Source organism: Rhodoblastus acidophilus (genome assembly GCF_009720655.1).
Classification (GTDB): domain Bacteria; phylum Pseudomonadota; class Alphaproteobacteria; order Rhizobiales; family Beijerinckiaceae; genus Rhodoblastus; species Rhodoblastus acidophilus_A.
The window spans coordinates 301,200-319,759 of record NZ_WNKS01000003.1; the positions used below are offsets into that span (position 1 = coordinate 301,200).

General features: G+C 64.9%; 19 protein-coding genes. 11 read left to right on the plus strand and 8 right to left on the minus strand.

Going from position 1 to position 18,560, the window contains the following annotated elements; genetic code table 11:
• The first annotated feature begins 60 nt into the window (after positions 1 to 60).
• From rpe to GJ654_RS05795, 3 genes are all read left to right on the plus strand, one after another.
• Positions 61 to 741 (plus strand): ribulose-phosphate 3-epimerase, encoded by a 681-nt coding sequence (gene rpe, locus GJ654_RS05785; RefSeq protein WP_155445166.1) that lies wholly within the window; start codon positions 61 to 63, stop codon positions 739 to 741.
• A gap of 87 nt (positions 742 to 828) precedes the next feature.
• Positions 829 to 1,071 (plus strand): BrnT family toxin, encoded by a 243-nt coding sequence (locus tag GJ654_RS05790; RefSeq protein WP_246664632.1) that lies wholly within the window; start codon positions 829 to 831, stop codon positions 1,069 to 1,071.
• Positions 1,028 to 1,276 (plus strand): BrnA antitoxin family protein, encoded by a 249-nt coding sequence (locus GJ654_RS05795; RefSeq protein ID WP_155445170.1) that lies wholly within the window; start codon positions 1,028 to 1,030, stop codon positions 1,274 to 1,276. Before GJ654_RS05790 ends, GJ654_RS05795 begins: the two co-directional genes overlap by 44 nt.
• A gap of 12 nt (positions 1,277 to 1,288) precedes the next feature.
• Here GJ654_RS05795 and GJ654_RS05800 read toward each other — a convergent pair whose 3' ends face one another.
• Positions 1,289 to 2,290 (minus strand): cysteine synthase A, encoded by a 1,002-nt coding sequence (locus GJ654_RS05800; RefSeq protein WP_155445171.1) that lies wholly within the window; start codon positions 2,288 to 2,290, stop codon positions 1,289 to 1,291.
• A 245-nt stretch (positions 2,291 to 2,535) separates the two neighbouring features.
• Between GJ654_RS05800 and gyrA the strand changes: the two genes are divergently transcribed.
• Positions 2,536 to 5,262 carry a DNA gyrase subunit A gene (gene gyrA / locus GJ654_RS05805; protein ID WP_264586117.1) on the plus strand — a complete coding sequence of 909 codons (2,727 nt, stop codon included), beginning with the start codon at positions 2,536 to 2,538 and terminating at the stop codon, positions 5,260 to 5,262.
• Between the two features lie 510 nt (positions 5,263 to 5,772).
• A complete protein-coding gene (locus GJ654_RS05810; protein ID WP_246664615.1) occupies positions 5,773 to 8,223 on the plus strand; it encodes a tetratricopeptide repeat protein in 2,451 nt (816 codons plus the stop codon).
• Between the two features lie 88 nt (positions 8,224 to 8,311).
• Here the strand turns inward: GJ654_RS05810 and queA are convergent, their stop codons facing one another.
• The 3 genes from queA to GJ654_RS05825 form a co-directional block, all read right to left on the minus strand.
• On the minus strand, positions 8,312 to 9,346 hold the full coding sequence (queA, locus tag GJ654_RS05815) for a tRNA preQ1(34) S-adenosylmethionine ribosyltransferase-isomerase QueA (RefSeq protein ID WP_155445173.1): 1,035 nt from the start codon (positions 9,344 to 9,346) through the stop codon (positions 8,312 to 8,314).
• An 87-nt stretch (positions 9,347 to 9,433) separates the two neighbouring features.
• Positions 9,434 to 10,015, minus strand: a complete 582-nt coding sequence (locus GJ654_RS05820; protein ID WP_155445174.1) for a hypothetical protein — start codon at positions 10,013 to 10,015, stop codon at positions 9,434 to 9,436.
• Between the two features lie 156 nt (positions 10,016 to 10,171).
• Positions 10,172 to 10,792, minus strand: coding sequence for a transglutaminase-like cysteine peptidase (locus tag GJ654_RS05825; RefSeq protein ID WP_155445175.1), 621 nt, complete (start codon positions 10,790 to 10,792; stop codon positions 10,172 to 10,174).
• A gap of 373 nt (positions 10,793 to 11,165) precedes the next feature.
• Here GJ654_RS05825 and GJ654_RS05830 point away from each other — a divergent pair, with 373 nt between their 5' ends.
• A complete protein-coding gene (locus tag GJ654_RS05830) occupies positions 11,166 to 12,002 on the plus strand; it encodes an EcsC family protein (RefSeq protein WP_155445176.1) in 837 nt (278 codons plus the stop codon).
• A 59-nt stretch (positions 12,003 to 12,061) separates the two neighbouring features.
• Here the strand turns inward: GJ654_RS05830 and GJ654_RS05835 are convergent, their stop codons facing one another.
• The 3 genes from GJ654_RS05835 to GJ654_RS20975 form a co-directional block, all read right to left on the minus strand.
• The gene (locus tag GJ654_RS05835) at positions 12,062 to 12,268 is read right to left on the minus strand and encodes a TOBE domain-containing protein (RefSeq protein ID WP_184428028.1); all 207 of its coding nucleotides are present in this window, start codon (positions 12,266 to 12,268) and stop codon (positions 12,062 to 12,064) included.
• A gap of 141 nt (positions 12,269 to 12,409) precedes the next feature.
• Complete coding sequence (locus tag GJ654_RS05840; protein ID WP_155445177.1) at positions 12,410 to 13,138, minus strand: YkgJ family cysteine cluster protein; 729 nt, start codon at positions 13,136 to 13,138, stop codon at positions 12,410 to 12,412.
• Positions 13,135 to 13,914 (minus strand): group III truncated hemoglobin, encoded by a 780-nt coding sequence (locus tag GJ654_RS20975; RefSeq protein ID WP_210350808.1) that lies wholly within the window; start codon positions 13,912 to 13,914, stop codon positions 13,135 to 13,137. Before GJ654_RS20975 ends, GJ654_RS05840 begins: the two co-directional genes overlap by 4 nt.
• Before the next feature lie 356 nt (positions 13,915 to 14,270).
• Here GJ654_RS20975 and GJ654_RS05850 point away from each other — a divergent pair, with 356 nt between their 5' ends.
• Both GJ654_RS05850 and GJ654_RS05855 read left to right on the plus strand, forming a co-directional pair.
• Positions 14,271 to 14,645, plus strand: a complete 375-nt coding sequence (locus GJ654_RS05850) for a hypothetical protein (RefSeq protein ID WP_155445178.1) — start codon at positions 14,271 to 14,273, stop codon at positions 14,643 to 14,645.
• Positions 14,646 to 14,766: 121 nt separating this feature from the next.
• Positions 14,767 to 15,156 (plus strand): hypothetical protein, encoded by a 390-nt coding sequence (locus GJ654_RS05855; RefSeq protein ID WP_155445179.1) that lies wholly within the window; start codon positions 14,767 to 14,769, stop codon positions 15,154 to 15,156.
• On the opposite strand, the gene GJ654_RS05860 is transcribed toward GJ654_RS05855, so the two are convergent.
• On the minus strand, positions 15,150 to 15,446 hold the full coding sequence (locus tag GJ654_RS05860) for a hypothetical protein (protein ID WP_155445180.1): 297 nt from the start codon (positions 15,444 to 15,446) through the stop codon (positions 15,150 to 15,152). The genes GJ654_RS05855 and GJ654_RS05860 overlap by 7 nt on opposite strands.
• A gap of 275 nt (positions 15,447 to 15,721) precedes the next feature.
• Here GJ654_RS05860 and GJ654_RS05865 point away from each other — a divergent pair, with 275 nt between their 5' ends.
• The 3 genes from GJ654_RS05865 (at position 15,722) to GJ654_RS05875 (ending at position 18,452) form a co-directional block, all read left to right on the plus strand.
• The gene (locus tag GJ654_RS05865; RefSeq protein ID WP_246664616.1) at positions 15,722 to 16,708 is read left to right on the plus strand and encodes an MBL fold metallo-hydrolase; all 987 of its coding nucleotides are present in this window, start codon (positions 15,722 to 15,724) and stop codon (positions 16,706 to 16,708) included.
• A 53-nt stretch (positions 16,709 to 16,761) separates the two neighbouring features.
• Positions 16,762 to 17,574, plus strand: a complete 813-nt coding sequence (locus GJ654_RS05870; RefSeq protein ID WP_155445182.1) for an AraC family transcriptional regulator — start codon at positions 16,762 to 16,764, stop codon at positions 17,572 to 17,574.
• Positions 17,575 to 17,642: 68 nt separating this feature from the next.
• On the plus strand, positions 17,643 to 18,452 hold the full coding sequence (locus GJ654_RS05875) for a class I SAM-dependent methyltransferase (protein WP_155445184.1): 810 nt from the start codon (positions 17,643 to 17,645) through the stop codon (positions 18,450 to 18,452).
• Positions 18,453 to 18,560: the final 108 nt, after the last annotated feature.

Genomic DNA, 18,560 nt, shown 5'->3' on the forward strand with positions numbered 1-18,560 from the left:
TCAAGTGGACGCCGCCCGCGCCCTGATGTAGGACGCGTCAACGACAGCAGGGAGACTCTTATGCGCCCGTTGAAAATCGCGCCCTCCATTCTCGCCAGCGATTTCTCAAAACTCGGCGAGGAAATCCGCGCCATTTGCGACGCGGGCGCCGATGTCGTGCATGTCGACGTGATGGACGGACATTTCGTCCCCAACATCACCATCGGTCCGGATGTGGTGAAGGCATTGCGCCCCCACACCGAAAAACCCTTCGACGTGCATCTGATGATTTCGCCCTGCGACCCCTATCTGGAGGCGTTCGCCAAGGCCGGTTCGGACGTGATCACCGTCCACGCCGAGGCCGGACCGCACCTGCACCGCTCCTTGCAGGCCATTCGCGCGCTGGGGAAAAAAGCGGGCGTGTCGCTCAATCCGGCGACCCCCGAGGATGTCGTCGAATATGTGCTCGACGACCTGGACCTGATCCTGGTGATGACGGTCAACCCGGGCTTCGGCGGCCAGAAATTCATCCCGTCGGGCCTGGAAAAAATCCGCCGGCTCAAGGCGATGATCGGCGACCGTCCCATCGATCTGGAGGTCGATGGCGGCGTCACCGCCGACAACGCCATGGACGTGGTGGCGGCGGGCGCCAACTGGCTGGTGGCGGGCTCCGCCGTGTTCAAGGGCGGCCCGGAGGCCTACAAGGCGAACATTCACGCGATCCGGTTGGCCGGACAGTTGGCGCGCGGCGAAGTCGTGTGAGCCGACCCGGTTCACGGCATTGCTCTTTCTATTTTTTGCAGTAACAATAATTCATTGAAGATCGAATGCGATCCGGACAAGCGCGCGATGACCCTGGAACATCGGGGTCTCGATAGGGCGCAAACCGGAGAGATTTTCGACGGAGCGACGCTGACCATTGCCGATGAACGCAAGGACTACGGCGAGGAACGATTTATCACGATCGGGCGCCTTCGAGGGCGCATGGTCGTTGTGGTTTGGACCGCGCGCGGCGTCGCTCGCCGCATCATCAGCTTGAGGAAGGCCAATGACCGCGAACAAGCCCTCTATGGGCTCCGACTGGACGGATGAAGACGACGCGCCCGACCTGTCGGCGCCAGACTATCGGGCGAAATTCGCCGCCGTTCCCGTGCGGCGCGGGCGCCCCAGGGCGGCGACGCCAAAGATTTCGACGACCTTGCGGCTCGACGCCGACATCGTCGAACATTTTCGCGCCGGCGGCCCCGGCTGGCAGTCGAGGATCAATGCGGCGTTGCGAGCAGCGATGAAGCGCTGATCGCCTGCCGCCTCAAACCAGCCATGGCGGCGTCGGCAGGCCCTTTTCGCGCAAGAACGCGGGATTATACAGCTTCGAGGCATAGCGGGCGCCGGAATCGCAGAGCACGGTGACGACCGTCTTGCCCGGTCCCAAATCCCGGGCCAGCCGGATCGCGCCGGCGATGTTGATCGCCGAGGAGCCGCCGAGCAACAAACCTTCCCGCGCCGCGAGGTCGAACAGGATGGGCAGCGCCTCCTCGTCGGTGATCTGGTACGCCAGATCGACCGGCGCCTGCGCCACGTTCGCGGTGATCCGCCCCTGTCCGATGCCTTCGGTGATCGACGAGCCCGACGATTTCAGCTCGCCCCTGGTGTAATGCGCGTAAAGCGCCGCGCCCATCGGGTCGGCGAGCGCGATTTTAACATCGGGATTGCGGCGCTTAAGCGCCCGTCCCACGCCCGCCAGCGTGCCGCCGGTGCCGACCGCACAGACGAACCCATCGACGCGGCCGCCGAGCTGCTCGAAAATCTCCGGGCCGGTGGTCTCCTCGTGGCCGCGCAGATTGGCGACATTGTCGAACTGGTTGGCCCAGATCGCGCCGTTGGGCTCCTTCGCGTTCAATTCTTCCGCCAGCCGCCCGGAATATTTCACGTAATTGTCGGGATTGGAGTAAGGGACCGCGGGAACCTCGATCAATTCAGCGCCTTGCAGCCGCAGCATGGACTTCTTCTCGTCCGACTGGGTGTTCGGGATCACGATCACGGTGCGATAGCCCAGCGCATTGGCGACCATGGCGAGGCCAATGCCGGTATTGCCCGCCGTGCCCTCGACGATGGTTCCGCCCGGTTTCAGCGCGCCCAAAACCTCGGCGTCGCGGATGATGGCGAGCGCGGCCCGGTCCTTCACGGAGCCGCCGGGATTCATGAATTCCGCCTTGCCGTAGATCGCGCAGCCCGTGGCTTGCGAGGCCGCGCGCAGCTTGATCAGCGGCGTGTTTCCGATGGCGTCGAGAACCGAATCCGTGACTTTCATGATTAATCCCATAAACTTTCTACGCGCCAAGCTAGTCGCCGCGCGGAAGGCCTGCAAGCGCCGCGCCGGCCGCAATTTGTCGTTTTTATTTCATGATACGCGCGCGGCGGTGGCAAAGTTTGCGTAAGTCTCTGGGAAAGCACCAGCTTTTTCATGGCCCGGCGAGGCCCGCAAATTGGCCTTTCCCGTGAGAATCGCATAAGAAAAGCGGCAAATTCCAAAGCAACAAAAACCCAGAGCCGATCTTGCCCGATAACACCGATCCGCCGGTCCCGCAGCAGCCCTCCGACATCCGCCCGGTCTCGATCACCGACGAGATGAAGAGCTCCTATCTCGCTTACGCCATGAGCGTGATCGTGAGCCGCGCGCTGCCCGACGTCCGCGACGGTCTGAAACCCGTGCATCGGCGCATCCTGCATTCCACGCAGGAAAACAACTTTTTGCCCGATCGCCCCTACGTCAAGTCGGCGCGCATCGTCGGCGAGGTCATGGGTAAGTACCATCCCCATGGCGACGCGGCGATCTACGACGCCCTCGTGCGCATGGCGCAGCCGTTCTCGATGAGCCTGCCGCTGATCGACGGCCAGGGCAATTTCGGCTCGGTGGACGGCGACCGCGCGGCGGCGATGCGCTACACGGAATCCCGCCTCGCCCGGCCTTCGCTGGCCCTGATCGAGGACATCGATTCCGACACGGTGGACTTCCAGCCGAACTATGACGGCAAGGAGAGGGAGCCGACGGTGCTCCCGGCGCGGTTTCCGAACCTGCTGGTCAATGGCGCGGGCGGCATCGCGGTGGGCATGGCCACCAACATTCCGCCGCACAATCTCGGCGAGGTCATCGACGCCTGCGTCGCCATGATCGACAATCCCGAGATCACGCTGCCGGAATTGATGGAAATCGTGCCCGGCCCGGATTTCCCCACCGGCGGCACGATCATGGGCCGCGCCGGCATCCGCCAGGCCTACGAGACCTCGCGCGGCTCGGTGCTGGTGCGCGGCGTCGCGACCATCGAGCAGGCGAAAAAAGACCGCGAAGCCATCATCTTCACGGAAATTCCGTATCAGGTGAACAAGGCGACGCTGATCGAAAAGATCGCCGAACTGGTCCGCGACAAGAAGCTGGAAGGCATTTCCGACCTTCGCGACGAATCCGACCGCGACGGCATGCGCATCGTCATCGAACTGAAGCGCGACGCGGTGGCCGACGTCATCCTGAACCAGCTCTACCGCTTCACCGCGCTGCAAAGCTCGTTCGGCTGCAACATGATCGCGCTGAACGGCGGCCGGCCGGAAAGCCTGAACCTGATCGATTGCCTGCGCGCCTTCATCGATTTCCGCGAGGAGGTCGTCAGCCGCCGGACCAAATTCAAGCTCAACAAGGCGCGCGACGGCGCCCACATCCAAGTCGGCCTCGCCATAGCCGTGGCCAACATCGACGAGGTCATCCGCCTGATCCGCACCTCGGCGGACGCAGCCGAAGCCCGCGCGGCGCTGATGGGCCGCGTCTGGCCGGCGCGCGACATGGCCCCGCTGGTGGCGCTGATCGCCGACCCCCGCCACAGCCTCGACGAGGACGGCAATTGCCGGCTGTCGGAAGAGCAGGCCCGCGCCATTCTCGACCTGCGCCTGCAACGCCTGACCGCGCTGGGCCGCGACGAAATCGCGGAAAACCTCAACCGCCTCGCCGCCGAAATCGCCGAATATCTCGAAATTTTACGCTCGCGCGAAAAACTGTTCGGCATCGTCAAGGACGAGATGCTGGCGGTGAAAACCGCCCACGCCGTGCCGCGCCGCACGCAAATCCTCGATGTCGACGGCGACATGATGGATGAGGACCTCATCCAGCGCGAGGAGATGGTGGTCACGGTTTCGCACGCCGGCTACATCAAGCGCGTCCCGCTCTCGACTTATCGCGCGCAAAAGCGCGGCGGCAAGGGGCGGTCGGGCATGCAGACCAGGGACGAGGATTTCGTCCATCGGCTGTTCGTCGCCTCGACCCACGCGCCGGTTCTGTTCTTCTCCTCGCGCGGCCAGGTTTATAAGGAAAAGGTCTGGCGCCTCCCCTTGGCCGCCCCCCAGGCGCGCGGAAAAGCGCTGGTCAACATGCTGCCGCTCGAACAGGGCGAGCGCATCACCTCGATCATGGCGCTGCCCGAGGACGAGGCGAGCTGGGCGACGCTCGACGTGATGTTCGCCACCACCTCCGGTTCGGTGCGCCGCAACAAGCTCAGCGACTTCACCAGCGTCAACCGCGCCGGAAAAATCGCGATGAAGCTCGACGCCGGCGAGGGCATTTTGGATGTGCAGATCTGCACCGAAGCCGACGACGTGCTGCTGACCACGGCGCTCGGCCAATGCATCCGCTTCCCCGTCACTGACGTGCGCGTGTTCAAGGGCCGCGATTCCATGGGCGTGCGCGGCATTTCGCTGGCCGAGGGCGACCGCGTCATCGCGCTGTCGATCCTGCTGCACAGCGACGCCAGCGGCGAGGAGCGCGCGGCGTTCCTGAAGATGAGCCGGGCGCAGTCGGGCGACGAGGAGCCGGTCGAGACCGAGGAGGCGCCCGACGACGCCGCGATCTCCGCCGAACAATTCGTCGAGATGCAGCAGCGCGAACAGCTGATTCTGACCATTTCCGACAACGGATTCGGAAAACGCACCTCGTCCTACGAGTACCGGGTCACCGGGCGCGGCGGCAAGGGCATTGTCGCCATGGCGGTCAACGCCCGCAACGGCGAGTTGGTGGCCTCGATGCCGGTGGAGCCGACCGACCAGATCATGCTGGTGACCAACGGCGGCCAGCTGATTCGCTGCCCGGTGAGCGGCATCCGCATCATCGGGCGCGGCGCGCAAGGGGTGATTGTCTTCAACACGGCAGCCGACGAAAAAGTGGTGTCGGTGGAGCGCATCGGCGAAGTCGAGAACGGCGAGAACGGCGACGACACGGGCGAGATCGAACCGCTCCAGTAAGAGCCGAAACCATCATGCCGTCATGGCCGGGCGTCGTCCCGGCCATCCACGCCGACCCGCCTCGCCCCCCTTGGGATTGAGCCTGAGCGGCCGTACGGCCAAAAACTGAACGCCGCGCGCCGCCCGCGACAAAAGTGAAAACGCCAGGCCTACGCGATTTTGTTCCTGTTTTGTTTTCACGTGAAACATAATACTTCACTCACCCAAGCCAAACCGCTGTTCCAAAACAAAAAATACGGCCGTGACCCAAACCGCACCGTCCCCCTGCCCCGCAACATCTCGTACACAACCGCACGGTTGCACGCACAAAAATCGACGTTTTTTCGCAAGAATTCGCGCGATTTTCACAGGAATCGCGCGAATATTCACGATTCCCGCGCCAAGCCTCACAACCTGAGATAGAATCTTCCACATCCCCCACGCAGCGCCGCCCCTGCCTCCGCGCCCCGCCCAAGCCTTGCGCCGCTCCCAAAACCCGTCATGATGGCCCTACGTCATTGAACGCCGGCCATGTCGATCAAAATTTTTCTATCAACCGTTTCCGACGAATTCCGCGCCTACCGCGACCTCTTGCGCCGCGACCTCACGCGCCACAATGTCGAGGTGAAGGTCCAGGAGGATTTTGTCGATCTCGGCGGCGACACGCTCGACAAGCTCGACGTCTACATCGCCGAATGCGACGCGGTGGTACACCTCGTCGGCGACATGACGGGCGCGACGCCGGGCGCGCGCGAACAGGCGACGCTGCTGCGCAAGCACCCCGACCTGCCGAAAGACCTGCCGCCCCTGGCTGAGGCTTTCGCCGGCGCGCCGATCACCTACACGCAGTGGGAAGCCTGGCTGGCGCTGCATCGCCAGAAACTTCTCCTGATCGCCAAGCCCGACGCCAACGCCCCGCGCGACAAAGCCTACGCCCCCACCGAGCAAAGCCGCGCCGCGCAAAAAACCCATCTCGCACGGTTGGAGGCGGTGCGCCGCTATCCCGGCTGCGTCTTCGCCAATGCGGACCAACTGGCCACCTATGTGTTCCGCTCAGGAATTCTCGACCCGCTGGTGCAGGATTACGCCGCCCAAGAGGCGCAAGCGCGCCAACTCGCCGAAGGCTTTATTCGCGAAATGGCGCAAAGAGTCGCCGCGGACAAGACCCTCGACCTTGAAGGGATGCAACAGGCGGTCCGCAACGCCATCGACATCTACGAGAAGGAAATCGCCGGCGGCGTCCAGCAAAGCAACACCGACGACATCGTCACCCGCGCTCTGCAACAGGCGCGAAACCAATTCGACGCTGGCAAATCACGACTGGCGCAGGAAACGCTGCGCCGCGCCATGGAGGACATGCGCCAGGAGCGCGACCGCTGCGAGCAGGGCGTCAAAACCCTCGGCGAGCGCCGCCGCGACATGGCGCTGGCGGCCTACGACGGCGAAGCGGCGGCACAGGCCATCATCGAAATGGCCGAGGCGCTGCACGGCGACCATCACCAAGGCGTTTGGGAAGAACTGACACAGCAGGAAGATGCGCTCACCGCCTTCGGCAGCGACCAGGGCAGCAACGTCCACCTTGTCGCCGCCATCGGCGTCAACCGTCACCTTGAGCGCATCGCCCGCACGCCGGACGAAAAAGGCTACGCGCACAATTCGCACGGAATCGCGGCCGGCACGCTCGGCGAGCGGGAGAGCGGGGCGGCGCATCTGGAGCAGGCGGTCGTCGCCTATCGCGCCGCGCTGGATGAACGCAAGCGCGAGCGCGTCCCGCTCGACTGGGCGACGACGCAGAACAATCTCGGTAATGCGTTGAGAACGCTAGGCGAACGGGAGACCGGGACGGCGCGGCTGGAGCAGGCGGTCGCCGCCTTTCACGCCGCGCTGCAGGAACACACGCGCGAGCGCTTCCCTCTCGATTGGGCGATGACGCAGGTAAATCTCGGCAATGCACTTGCCACGCTTGGAGAACGGGAAAGCGGGACGGCACGGTTGGAGCAAGCGGTCGCCGCCTATCGCGCCGCGCTGGAAAAATGGACGCGCGAGCGCGTGCCATTGCAATGGGCGACGACGCAGAACAATCTCGGAAGTGCGCTAAATAAGCTTGGCGAGCGGGAGAGCGGCACGGCGCGACTGGAGCAAGCGGTCGCCGCCTATCGCGCTGCGCTGGAGGAATGGACGCGCAAGCGCGTTCCGCTTAATTGGGCGACTACGCAGAACAATCTCGGAAATGCGCTGACTAAGCTTGGCGAGAGGGAGAGCGGCACGGCGCGGCTGGAGCAAGCGGTCGCCGCCTATCGCGCTGCGCTGGAGGAACGCACACGCGAGCGCGTACCATTGCAATGGGCGACGACGCAGAACAATCTCGGAATTACGCTTAAAGCGCTTGGTGAGCGGGAGAGCGGCATGGCGCGACTGGAGCAAGCGGTCGCCGCCTTTCTCGCCGCGCTGGAGGAACGCACACGCGAGCGCGTCCCGCTCCAGTGGGCGATGACGCAGAACAATCTCGGCAATGCGCTGGCCAAGCTCGGCGAACGGGAGAGCGGAGCGACGCGGTTGGAGCAAGCGGTCGCCGCCTATTGCGCCGCCCTGGACGTATATACGCACGAGCGCGCTCGGATCGATTGGGCGATGACGCAAAACAATCTCGGCGTTGCGCTACAAACGCTTGGCGCGCGGGAGAACGGGACAGCGCGGTTGGAGCAAGCGGTCGCTGCCTATAGCGCCGCGTTGGCGGAATGCACGCGCGAGCGAGTCCCGCTTGACTGGGCAAATTCAATCGGCAACCAAGGCTCCGCCATGGCGTTGCTTGCGGAGCGGACCAGCGATGGCGCGCTGGCGTCGCGCGCACTGACGCAGCTTGAAACGGGCGAAAGAGTCCTGCGCGAAGGCGGACACGAGGCATGGTCCATCACCTTCCGCCGTCAACTCCCCAAAGCAAAAGCCCTGGTGGCCCGCCTGTCAGCCCCGCAGAGTTACTAACCCCCCGCCAAAGCGGAAAGTCGACTGAGGCAGTGACGCAACCGAAAAGAATCCTCCGCGTCGCGTAAGTACCTTCCTCACCTTATCCTCAGCGCGCGTTCAAAAAACAGGCGTCGCCATAGGAATAGAAGCGATAGCCCCCGGCGATGGCGTGGGCATACGCCTGCTTCATGGTTTCGAGCCCGGCGAACGCGCAGACCAGCATGAACAGGGTCGAGCGCGGCAGATGAAAATTCGTCATCAGCGCGTCCACCGCCAAAAAACGGTAGCCCGGCGTGATGAAAATCGAGGTGTCCCCCGAAAACGGCTGCACCCCCATCTCGTCAGCCGCGCTCTCCAGAATGCGCAAGCTGGTCGTGCCGACCGCGACGATCCGCCCGCCCGCCGCCCGCGCCGCATTGAGCCGCGCCGCCGTGTCGGCGTCGATCTCGCCCCATTCCGCATGCATGACGTGGTTTTCGGTGTCGTCCGCCTTGACCGGCAAAAACGTGCCGGCGCCGACCAGCAGCGTCACCCGTTCAACACTCGCCCCCACAGCCTTCGCGGCTTCCAGCAATTCCGGCGTAAAATGCAGGCCGGCGGTGGGCGCCGCGACCGCGCCGAGTTTTTCCGCAAAAACCGTTTGATAATCGCGCGCGTCCTGCGCGTCCTCCGCCCGCCGCGCGGCGATGTAAGGCGGCAACGGCATGTGGCCGATGGCCATGATCGCGTTGTCGAGCGCGGGCCCCGAAACATTGAAGCCGAGCAAGACCTCGCCCTCGTTCTTTTCCAAAACCTCGGCCCAAACCCCCTCGGCAAAATCCACCCTTTCGCCGATTTTCAGCTTTTTGGCCGGGCGAACAAAAGCGCGCCAATGGCCAGCGTCGACTTTTTTGTGCAGCGTCGCCTCGATCCGCGCCAAAAAATCGCCGCGCCGGCGCGTCCCGAACAGCTGGGCCGGAATCACCTTGGCGTCGTTGACCACCAGCACGTCGCCGGGCCGCAGCAGCGACGGCAAGTCCGCGACACGGGCATCGCGAAACCCCTCCCCCACCACGAGCAGGCGCGCGGATTCACGCGGCTCGGCCGGCCGCAGGGCGATCCGGTCTTCCGGAAGGTCGAAATCGAACAGGTCCACGCGCATGATGCGGCGTCATAACAGTTCGAGCCAGAAAGGAAAATGGAAACGGCAATCCGATGCGCCGACGCAAGAGCATTGGCGCGCCCGCCGCTATCCTTCGCGATTTCTCTTGCTGAACTCCTCGAACACGATGGTGTCGAACAGGATGATCGCCTCCTTGTCATGAATAGATTTCATGAGCGACGCTCTCATATCCGCAGCTTCCTTGATGGTGTGCAGATAATTATTGACGATATACGTCAAGCGCATCACCTCTCCTTTTCTGATTGCCCAGAAATGCCCGGCCCTCAGTCCAGCAATGGAAACAAAGGCGAAATAGGCGGAAGACGCCAGGAACAACGACGATGTCATGAAAAAAAGGACACTAAACCCCAAGCTCAAATACAACAATCCCACGGTGACAGCCGTCAACAGGACCAGCGCCGCAAGGCTTAACAGCGTCGTCTTGTCGTCATATTTGATTTTGCTCCTTGATACATGCGCCAATATGTCCCTGATTTCGGCTGCGGCGTCGGATTTGCCCGCGAGCGCGACAGCGGGATCGTCGCGGATCGTCTTGTCTTCCCGGGATTTTTCGGCGGCGACCATCGTCCTCGCCAGAACGAATGTGGCGATTGCGCCAACCGACGCCAGGATGGACGAGATGATGGTGAAATAATCCGCAGTCGACATGGAAACACGCTCTGGAGTTCAGAATCGGGCTCAAGTCTTAATCGCTTCAAGCAGCAAGGCAACGCGCGCGGCGAAGTTCAGGCGAGCGACAGCGGCGGAAACGTCACGCAAAAAACCCCGCGAAAACGCGCGGGGTTCCTGTCCAGTTCACGCCGATCAGCGCGCCGCGAATTTCTGTGCGGCGACCGGGCCGAGCGCGACCCACACATTCGGATCCTGTTGGCTCTGGCGCTTGACGAAGCGATAGGAGATGCGGCTCACCGGCTTCACCTCGTCGGTGAGATTGTCGAGGATGAACTCGCCTGCATTGGTCTTGACGGTGAGGATGGCGTGGCCCTCGTTCTGGGAGTCGCGCACCACGGTGACGAGCAGCGCCGCGCGGGGATAGCCGCGCTCGATCAGGATCTTGCGCTTCATCAGGGCGTAATCCTCGCAATCGCCCTTGCCGTCCACCGGCAGGTCCCAGCGATCCACCACGCCCCAATGCTCCATGTCCGAAACGGCTTCGACCGCATGGTTCACAAACGCGTTGACCTGGCGGATTTCGCGCATCGAGGCTTCGGTCAGGTTGACGTCGGCGACCTTGCCGGCTTCGCATTCGCTGGCGTAGCGCTGGCAAAAATCGATCCAGCCGAAGGGAATGGAGGTGTCGGAGCCGACCGAGGCATAGGCGACCTCCACACCGCTCGGCACGCTGGCCTTGGCGCCGGCGCCGGTCAAGGGCGCGGCGGCGAGGGCCAGAACCAGTCCGATCGTGGTGAAAGCTGCGATACGCATGTCATGCCCCTTTGATGGAGGCAGTATGACGTTGCGCTATTGGAGCCGATTTATTTGAAATCCTCGCATTTTATGCAAAGCCGTTCATTTTTTGCTGGAACGGGATTAAGTCTAACAAACCCTGATCTGAATGGTTAAAAGGCGACCAATCGCGCCTTTCCCCTTCATTTCCAGGCGCGACAGCCATGGTTTCCGCAAAGTGACCATTTCGGGTTAACGCGCGGCAAGACTGTTTCTTTACTTGGCGGGGACGAAAACAGTTAATTTGCGGCCTCGGAGCGCCATGGCCGCGCTCAAACCTTGATTCCGCCCGCGCCGGGACCATCTTTGGCTGAGAAAGCAAGGCGCGACGACAACGCCGGAGGCCGCCCGCATGAGCAAATCAGAATTGTCCCCGGCCGACCACGCCGCGTTGATGGATGCTGTGCGGCGGTTGGAGCGCACCACTTTGGTGATGCGGGTCGCTGCGGTCGTCGGCAAGAAGGTCAGCTTCGCCTCGCAGATGGTTCCCGCCCGCGCGGCGGAGGCGGTCAACAAGGCCACGGGCGCCGCGATCCGTTTCGCCCTGAATGCGGCGCTGGCGAGCCTGAACGGCAAGCCGCTGCGCCACGACAGCATGCGCCTGCACAGAGCCATGGTCGCCGCCTCCGGCGCCGCCGGCGGCGCGCTCGGCCTCGCCAGCCTGCCCGTGGAATTGCCGGTGAGCACGGGGCTGATGCTGCGCTCCATCGCCGACATCGCCCGCGCCGAGGGCGAGGACATCAAGAATGCCGACACGGCGCTGGCCTGCCTGCAAGTGTTCGCGCTCGACGGGCGCGGCGCCGTTCCGGGCGTGGACTATGCGGATTCCACCTATTTCGCCCTGCGCGGGCTGATGGCGCGCAGCATCAGCGAAGCCGCGCGCTATGTCGCCAGCCGGAGCCTGATCGACGAGACGGCGCCGGTGCTGGTGCGGTTCACGACGCAGATCGCCTCGCGGTTTGGCGTCGTGGTCAGCCAGAAATTTCTGGCGCAAGCGACGCCCGTGCTCGGCGCGCTCGGCGGCGCCGCCGTGAACCTGGCCTTCATCGATCACTTCCAGTCGCTGGCGAAGGGCCATTTCACCGTGCGGCGGCTGGAGCGTCATTATGGCGAGGACCTGGTGAAAGCCGAATATTCCCGCATGGCGGCGGCGCGCGATCCCGACGAGATTTTTTCGCCGGCGGCGTGAAGGGCCAACGGCTGCAAATGATAGGGCGGGTCGCCGCGCCGGCGACCCGCGCTGTGGCGTCAATCCGTGGCGAGCATGATGTCGTTCGGCTTGACCACGGCATAAACCTTGTCGCCGATCTTCAGATCCAGTTCTTCCACGGTCTCGTTGGGGACTTCGGCGGTCAGAATGGTGCCGACGATGGAAATGTCCACGTGGGACGTGTTGGCGCTGGTCCGGATGGCGACAACCTTCCCGGCGATGGAGTTGCGGGCTGAAATCTTCACGGCTGCTGCCTCCTCATCCCCGCCGACACATTGGGCGGGCTCGGGGGAATCTTGCGGCCAGACGCCTAAAATACAACCTAAGATTGCGATTTTCGCGCCGCGTTTCACCTTTGCCGTTAATCAATGGTAACGACGCCACGGTCAGCCGGATGACGCGCCGCCCGCCAAATCGGCGACAGACTCGCCGCCGTCGAGGCGCAAGTCGGCAAAAACCTCTTCGCCGCTGAGCCAGCGGGCCTCGGCGTCGGGATTTTGAAGCGCCCGGTCGAGGCCCGCCAAAAACTCGCTCGCGCCCCAGTCGAGGCCGCTGTCGCGCAAGGCCGCCTGCAAAGCCCCCTGCACCAGCGCCCGCACCGTCTTGTGCGCGCTGGAGATGGGGGTGTCCACGTCCTCGCCCCGGGCCGCCGCCTCGCAGGCGGCGCGGTCGAAGCCGACATGGCCCCGGCAGGCCAGCGTGCGCGCCGCGTAGATCGCGCAGGCGCCATTGATGATGAAGGGGCAGGCGAGCTGCGACGCGAAGCGCGCCTGCTGGTCCATGCCCTTGACCCGCGCGACGAAGGCGGCGACCTCGGGCGCGAAATCCACGCCATGCGCGGCGAAGGCCGGCGCGGTCAGCCGGATGAATCGCGCGGCGACAAAAATCTCGGGGGCGGTCGCGGAGACCTGCAAGGCGCAGCAGGTGGCGCAGCCGCGACAGCAGGCCGGCGCCGGCTGCCCCTCGCTCTGGATCTCCGCATTGCGTTCGAACAGCTCGATCGCCTGCGTCGCCAGAACGTCGATCAGGCGCGGATCGCCCCGCCCCGCCGCGATGATCGCGCCAAAGTTTTCGCGCACGGCGTTGAAGAAATCTTGGGCGCCATTCTCCGTCATGCCTGGGGCCTCCCCGCGTCGAACGGGAACAACCCCGCCTGGAACGCCGCGCTCATGTGCTCGACGCGCGCGATGGCGTCCCGCGCCGCCGCCGGCTTCAGTTCCGCTTCCGCCGTCTCCCGGAACAGGGCGACCCAGCGCGCAAAATGCTCCGGACGCAGTTTTAGCCCGAGATGCGGCGCGAACGGCCCTCCCGTGTAGCGTTGCGTGCGCAAAAACGCGCGCGACCAGAAATTCTGCACGATCTCGAAATGATGCTCCCAGTCGCTGACATGGCCGCGAAACACCGGACCGATCACATCGTCCTCCAGCGCCCGGCCATAGAACACGCGCACGAGGCGGTCGAGATCGGCCTCGCTGACCTCGACAGGCTCAGCGACGGTTCCGGGCAAATCGGCCTCGGCGCGGTCGGGGACCAGCGCGGCGATCTCCGGCGCCGCGCGCGCCGTGCGGTCGGCGACATTCAGCGGCGGGTTATATTTCTTGACGAGGTCGCGCAGAATGTGCGCGCGCTGCCGCGCATTGGCGCGAACCATGAAGAACACCCCGTCCGCGAGCCCGCGCGCCAATGCCGGGTCCGCGCGCAAACCGTCCAGCGCGGCAGAGACGGTTTCGCTCTCGCCGAACAGCAGCGGATGCAAGGTGTCGCCGATGCGGCGGGTGAGAACGAACAGGCCCGCGCCCTCCGGCGCGGGACCGGAGGCGAAGGCGAAACCGCCGAACGCCGCTGCTTCCGCGCCAGGCGGTGGATTTTCGATATCGCCCGGTTGGGGCATGGTTGTCCTCCCATTGCGTCCGCGACAAGGCATCTTCCATGCCAGTCGCGTGAGGGGACTGGATCGAATTGCGCGAGCGCGTTGTCGCGGCGTGATCGACGCCCAGCGGGCGCAATTCGTTCCTGTCCCCGACTCATACGGTTTCCGCGAAGAGCGCTTGCGCGTCCCGCGAAAACGAAATCGCGCGGAAACCCTATCCCGCGCCCCCGCCGTGACATTGCGCCGCACAATTTCTTGTTGCAGTGCACATTTCGATCGATCATGATGTCTATCAGCGCGCGTATCGAACGATAACCAGAAGACTGTTGACGTATCGCGAGCCGGGAGGGCGCCAGACCCTGAACGGAGCCTCATCCATGCGCCACACTCTTAAATTCGCGACCGGCGTTTTCGCCGCGGCCGCCCTGATCTCCGGCGCCGCATCCGCCGTCGAGCTCAAGGCCTATGCCGGCAAGTCCATCGAGCTGAAGGACGTGCACGGCCTCATCTACTACACCCCCAAGGGCGATGTGTTCGAGGTCGTCACCACCCTCGACACCGAGGGCCATGCGTTCCGCGTCGTCTCCTCGCTGAAGGACGGCCAGTCCACCACGCTGTCGGCGCCGGGCGCTCCGGGCGAGGAAGCCGCCACCGTCGAAATTCGCCGCGAGGGCGACAGCCTTTCGGTGATCGACCACACACGGCAGCATCGCGCCGAAGTGACCCTGCCCAACGGCCGCCGCGCCGATTGAGTCTTTGTTAAAGCGCGCCGACTCCGGGCTCCGGGTCGGCCGCGCCCCGATGAAAACAGGCACAGCCTCGCTTGGCGCGCGCCGTCCGCTTCCCCATCTGGGGATTTTGGAGCGTCGCGGCATGCCCCCTGTTCCTCACGAGAGCTGGTTCGCTTACCACATTCACGCCAGACACTGGCTGCGGTCGCAGTTTCCCGCCTTCGCGCGCCGTGAATGGCTGAGATGGCGGGCGCTCGCCGTGCTGCCGGCGGCCGCGCTCGCGGGGGCGTCCGCGATTTGGTTTGCGCACACGGCGCGGATCGCCGCCCCCGCCGCCCGGGAAAAACCAGCGTCGCTGCCGGCGCTATCGCCGATCGCCGACCTCACGCCGGCGCGCGAGCTTTCCCCGGGGTCTGCGGGCGTCCGGCCCGTGCCCGCGACCCTGACGCTCGCCACCCCGCCGGCGGCGCCGCCGCTCAAGCAGCCGCGCGCCAACGAAGGAGACGCGCGGCGGCAAGGCGCGGTTCAGTAATAGCCTCCCCCGCAGGCTTCGCGGTAGCGGCGGCAGGTTCCCGCGCCTTCGAGCCCAAGCTCGTCCTTGTGCTCGCAGGCGTAACGCAGCTTCGCGCACCTGTCCTGGCCACCGCGATGGCCGCACTGCTCCCGATAGCGGCGGCAGGTTCCCGCGCCCTCAAGCCCAAGCTCGTCCTTGTGCTCGCACGCATAACGCAATCCCGAGCAATTCTGCGCGAAACTCGCGGTCGGGATCAGACTGAGAGACAAACCGAGCGCCGCAAGCGCGGCCAGCGTAACTTTTCTCATATGTGCGCCCTCACTTTGCCCGGCTGATTCTCCCAGACGGGATGACCGCACTATATCGCCCGACAGGCGAAAATGAGGAGAATTTTCCACGGATGGCTGGGGCCGGGCCACGCCCGGCCGATTGTCACCTTGGGTTCCGCCATTTCGCCCTCCGATTGGCGTTCACGCAACGCGAATTGTCGGACATTTGGTCACGCCGACAGCCCGCGCCGCGCGGGCCTCAAGCTGGGCGCCAGATCATTGAAGGCGCGGGGGCGCGATGCTACATCCCGGACATGCTGAAAAACCGCTATTATTCCGGTCCACCCAGCGACCACTTCGACGGCCGATTCTTCAATCTGGCCCCGGCGACGCCGGACAAGGCGGTCGAGGAGGTCAAGCGCTGGCGCCGCAACGCCCGTCCGCAGCCCTGGCCCGAGTCGGTCGCCGTCGCGCCGGTCGCGCCGGCCCCGCGCCGCGAGGCCACACGCATCACCCTGGTCGGCCACGCCACCGTCCTGATCCAGACCCGCAACCTCAACCTGCTCACCGACCCGTTCTGGTCGAAGCGCGCGAGCCCCCTTCCCTTTTTCGGCCCGAAGCGGGTCTGTCCGCCGGCCGTGGATTTTGAGGCCCTGCCGAAAATCGACGCCGTACTGCTCAGCCACAACCATTATGACCATTGCGACAGGGCGACGCTGCGGCGGCTGGCGAAACGCGACTCGCCCCTGTTCGTCACCCCGCTCGGCAACGACAAGGTTTTGCGTCGTGTGGGCGCGAAGCGCGTGCAAACCCGCGACTGGTGGGAAAGCTGCGACGTCGGCGCCGATGTGACGGTGACCGTGGTTCCCGCGCAGCACTGGTCGTCGCGCGGCCTGCACGACCGGCGCATGGCGCTGTGGGGCGGTTTTGTCGTCCACGCGGGCGAAGAGAAAATTTATTTCGCCGGCGACACCGGCTATGGCGACGGAACCGTATTTCGCACGATCCGCGAACGCGTGGGCGCGCCGGACGTGGCGCTGCTGCCGATTGGCGCCTATGACCCGCGCTGGTTCATGGCCGACCAGCACATCAATCCCGAGGAAGCCGTGATGATTTTCGAAGATCTTTCGGCGAAGCAGGCCCTGGCGATCCACTGGGGGGTGATCCAACTCACCGACGAAGCCCGCGAAGCCCCGCGCGAGGATTTGGCCGCCGCCCTGGCGGTGCGAGGGATTGCGCCGGAACGGTTTTTGGCGCCCGAGCCGGGCTATGTTTGGCCGGCGGGCGCGCCAGAACTCTGACGCGGTCGCTTCTCGCGCGGGGCGGCGCATCTATCTGGGGCGGTGTGGATCTCATGACGGACGTTTCGCATCGCATTGTTCGCCACGACGCCCGCCATGAGGGCGTCGAAGCGATGTCCCTCGCCACAAATCACTGTTTTCCAAGGCATTCGCACGATGAATTCGGCCTGGGTCTGGTCACCTTCGGCGGCCAGCGCTCCTGGAGCGGACGCGGCTTTGTCGAAGCCCTTCCCGACGACCTGATTTCGGTCAATCCCGGCGAGATGCACGATGGCGCGCCTGTCGGGCGCGGCGCGCGCGGATGGCGCATGATCTATCTGCGCCCGGAAGTCCTTGGTTTCCTTGCGGAGGACCAGGGGACGGGTCCGTTTGAATTCGCCCGCCCGTCTTTCGCCGATGCGATCGCGAAGCGCCTGTTTTCCGAGCTGTTCGACGCGCTTGTCGCGCCGGAGGCGGAAGCGCTGGCGATCGACGAGCGAATGGTGGGTCTGTTCGGACATCTCGCGCGGAGTTGGAGCGCAAGCGCGCCGAGGCGCCGCGATCCGCCGCCCGCCGTCGCCCGTGCGGCGCGGAAAATCGACGACGATCCCACCGCCAAGGCCTCGCTGGCCGAACTGGCCGCGCTCGCCGGCGTCAGCCGCTACCAACTGCTGCGCGGCTTCGCGCGCCACATGGGCGCGACACCGCACGTCTATCTCATGCAGCGGCGGGCGCTGCTGGCGCGCAGCCTGCTGCTGTCGGGCCTGTCGCCGGCTTGCGTCGCGGCGCAGGCCGGCTTCGCCGACCAGAGCCATCTCACGCGCGTCTTCTTCCGGCATTTCTGCATGACGCCGGCCCGGTTTCAGGCGGCGCGCGGCGCCCGCTGACGGACCTGCAATTTCGTTCAAGACGCGCGCGCGCCGGTCGGGCCATCCTGCTTGCGGAAGGAGGCCCCATGACACGACCATATGTCCACGGCTACGACGCGGCGGAAATGCGCCGCCTGCTGGATCAGGCGGCGACGCTGGCCGATCTGCTGCATTTCGGCACCCATTATCCGCCCGGCGCCGAGGTGCTGGAGGCGGGATGCGGCGTCGGCGCGCAAACCGAGGCCCTGCTGCGGAACAGTCCCGGCGTGCGCCTGACCTGCATCGACGTTTCGCGGGACTCGCTCGAAAAGGCCCAGCAACGCGCGGAAGAGATGGGGTGCGCCGTCAATTTCCAGGTCGCGGACATTTTCGACCTTCCGTTCGCCGAAGCGTCCTTTGACCACGTCTTTCTGTGCTTTGTCCTGGAACATGGCGGCGATCCCGTCAAAGCCTTGCGCGCGCTCAAAAAAGTCCTGCGTCCGGGCGGGACGCTGACCGTGATCGAGGGCGATCACGGGTCGGCTCATTTTTGGCCGGACAGCGCCCATGCCCGCCGCGCGATCCAATGCCAGATCGCATTGCAGCGCCAAGCGGGCGGCGACGCCCGGATCGGGCGCAGGCTCTATCCGCTGCTCACGCAGGCCGGGTTTTCCGCGCCGGAGGTCACGCCGCGCATGGTCTATGTCGATGGTTCGAAGCCGCGTCTTGCCGATGGATTTACGCGCAACACCTTCGCGGCGATGATCGAGGGCGTGCGCGCGCGGGCGATCGCGACGGGTCTGGCGTCGGCTGCGGATTTCGACCAGGGCGTCGCCGACCTCCATCGCACGACAGAACGGGATGGCGTGTTCTGCTACACTTTCTTCAAGGCCGTGGGCGTCAACACCGCGGAATGAGCGCCCCCTACTCCCACGCACCCCCGGCGGTTTTGGGTCACGTCATACCCCCCCGGTTGCCCCGCTTGACCTCGTTGATGATCCGGGTCACGGCGCACGGACGTGGTC

What these genes read in the sequence shown, in the direction of transcription:
- rpe (WP_155445166.1), top strand. Translation starts at nt 61, where the DNA reads ATGCGCCCGTTGAAAATCGCGCCCTCCATTCTCGCCAGCGATTTCTCA.
- GJ654_RS05790 (WP_246664632.1), top strand. Translation starts at nt 829, where the DNA reads ATGACCCTGGAACATCGGGGTCTCGATAGGGCGCAAACCGGAGAGATT.
- GJ654_RS05795 (WP_155445170.1), top strand. Translation starts at nt 1,028, where the DNA reads ATGACCGCGAACAAGCCCTCTATGGGCTCCGACTGGACGGATGAAGAC.
- GJ654_RS05800 (WP_155445171.1), bottom strand. Translation starts at nt 2,290, where the DNA reads ATGAAAGTCACGGATTCGGTTCTCGACGCCATCGGAAACACGCCGCTG.
- GJ654_RS05810 (WP_246664615.1), top strand. Translation starts at nt 5,773, where the DNA reads ATGTCGATCAAAATTTTTCTATCAACCGTTTCCGACGAATTCCGCGCC.
- queA (WP_155445173.1), bottom strand. Translation starts at nt 9,346, where the DNA reads ATGCGCGTGGACCTGTTCGATTTCGACCTTCCGGAAGACCGGATCGCC.
- GJ654_RS05820 (WP_155445174.1), bottom strand. Translation starts at nt 10,015, where the DNA reads ATGTCGACTGCGGATTATTTCACCATCATCTCGTCCATCCTGGCGTCG.
- GJ654_RS05825 (WP_155445175.1), bottom strand. Translation starts at nt 10,792, where the DNA reads ATGCGTATCGCAGCTTTCACCACGATCGGACTGGTTCTGGCCCTCGCC.
- GJ654_RS05830 (WP_155445176.1), top strand. Translation starts at nt 11,166, where the DNA reads ATGAGCAAATCAGAATTGTCCCCGGCCGACCACGCCGCGTTGATGGAT.
- GJ654_RS05840 (WP_155445177.1), bottom strand. Translation starts at nt 13,138, where the DNA reads ATGACGGAGAATGGCGCCCAAGATTTCTTCAACGCCGTGCGCGAAAAC.
- GJ654_RS20975 (WP_210350808.1), bottom strand. Translation starts at nt 13,914, where the DNA reads ATGCCCCAACCGGGCGATATCGAAAATCCACCGCCTGGCGCGGAAGCA.
- GJ654_RS05850 (WP_155445178.1), top strand. Translation starts at nt 14,271, where the DNA reads ATGCGCCACACTCTTAAATTCGCGACCGGCGTTTTCGCCGCGGCCGCC.
- GJ654_RS05855 (WP_155445179.1), top strand. Translation starts at nt 14,767, where the DNA reads ATGCCCCCTGTTCCTCACGAGAGCTGGTTCGCTTACCACATTCACGCC.
- GJ654_RS05860 (WP_155445180.1), bottom strand. Translation starts at nt 15,446, where the DNA reads ATGAGAAAAGTTACGCTGGCCGCGCTTGCGGCGCTCGGTTTGTCTCTC.
- GJ654_RS05865 (WP_246664616.1), top strand. Translation starts at nt 15,722, where the DNA reads ATGCTGAAAAACCGCTATTATTCCGGTCCACCCAGCGACCACTTCGAC.
- GJ654_RS05870 (WP_155445182.1), top strand. Translation starts at nt 16,762, where the DNA reads ATGACGGACGTTTCGCATCGCATTGTTCGCCACGACGCCCGCCATGAG.
- GJ654_RS05875 (WP_155445184.1), top strand. Translation starts at nt 17,643, where the DNA reads ATGACACGACCATATGTCCACGGCTACGACGCGGCGGAAATGCGCCGC.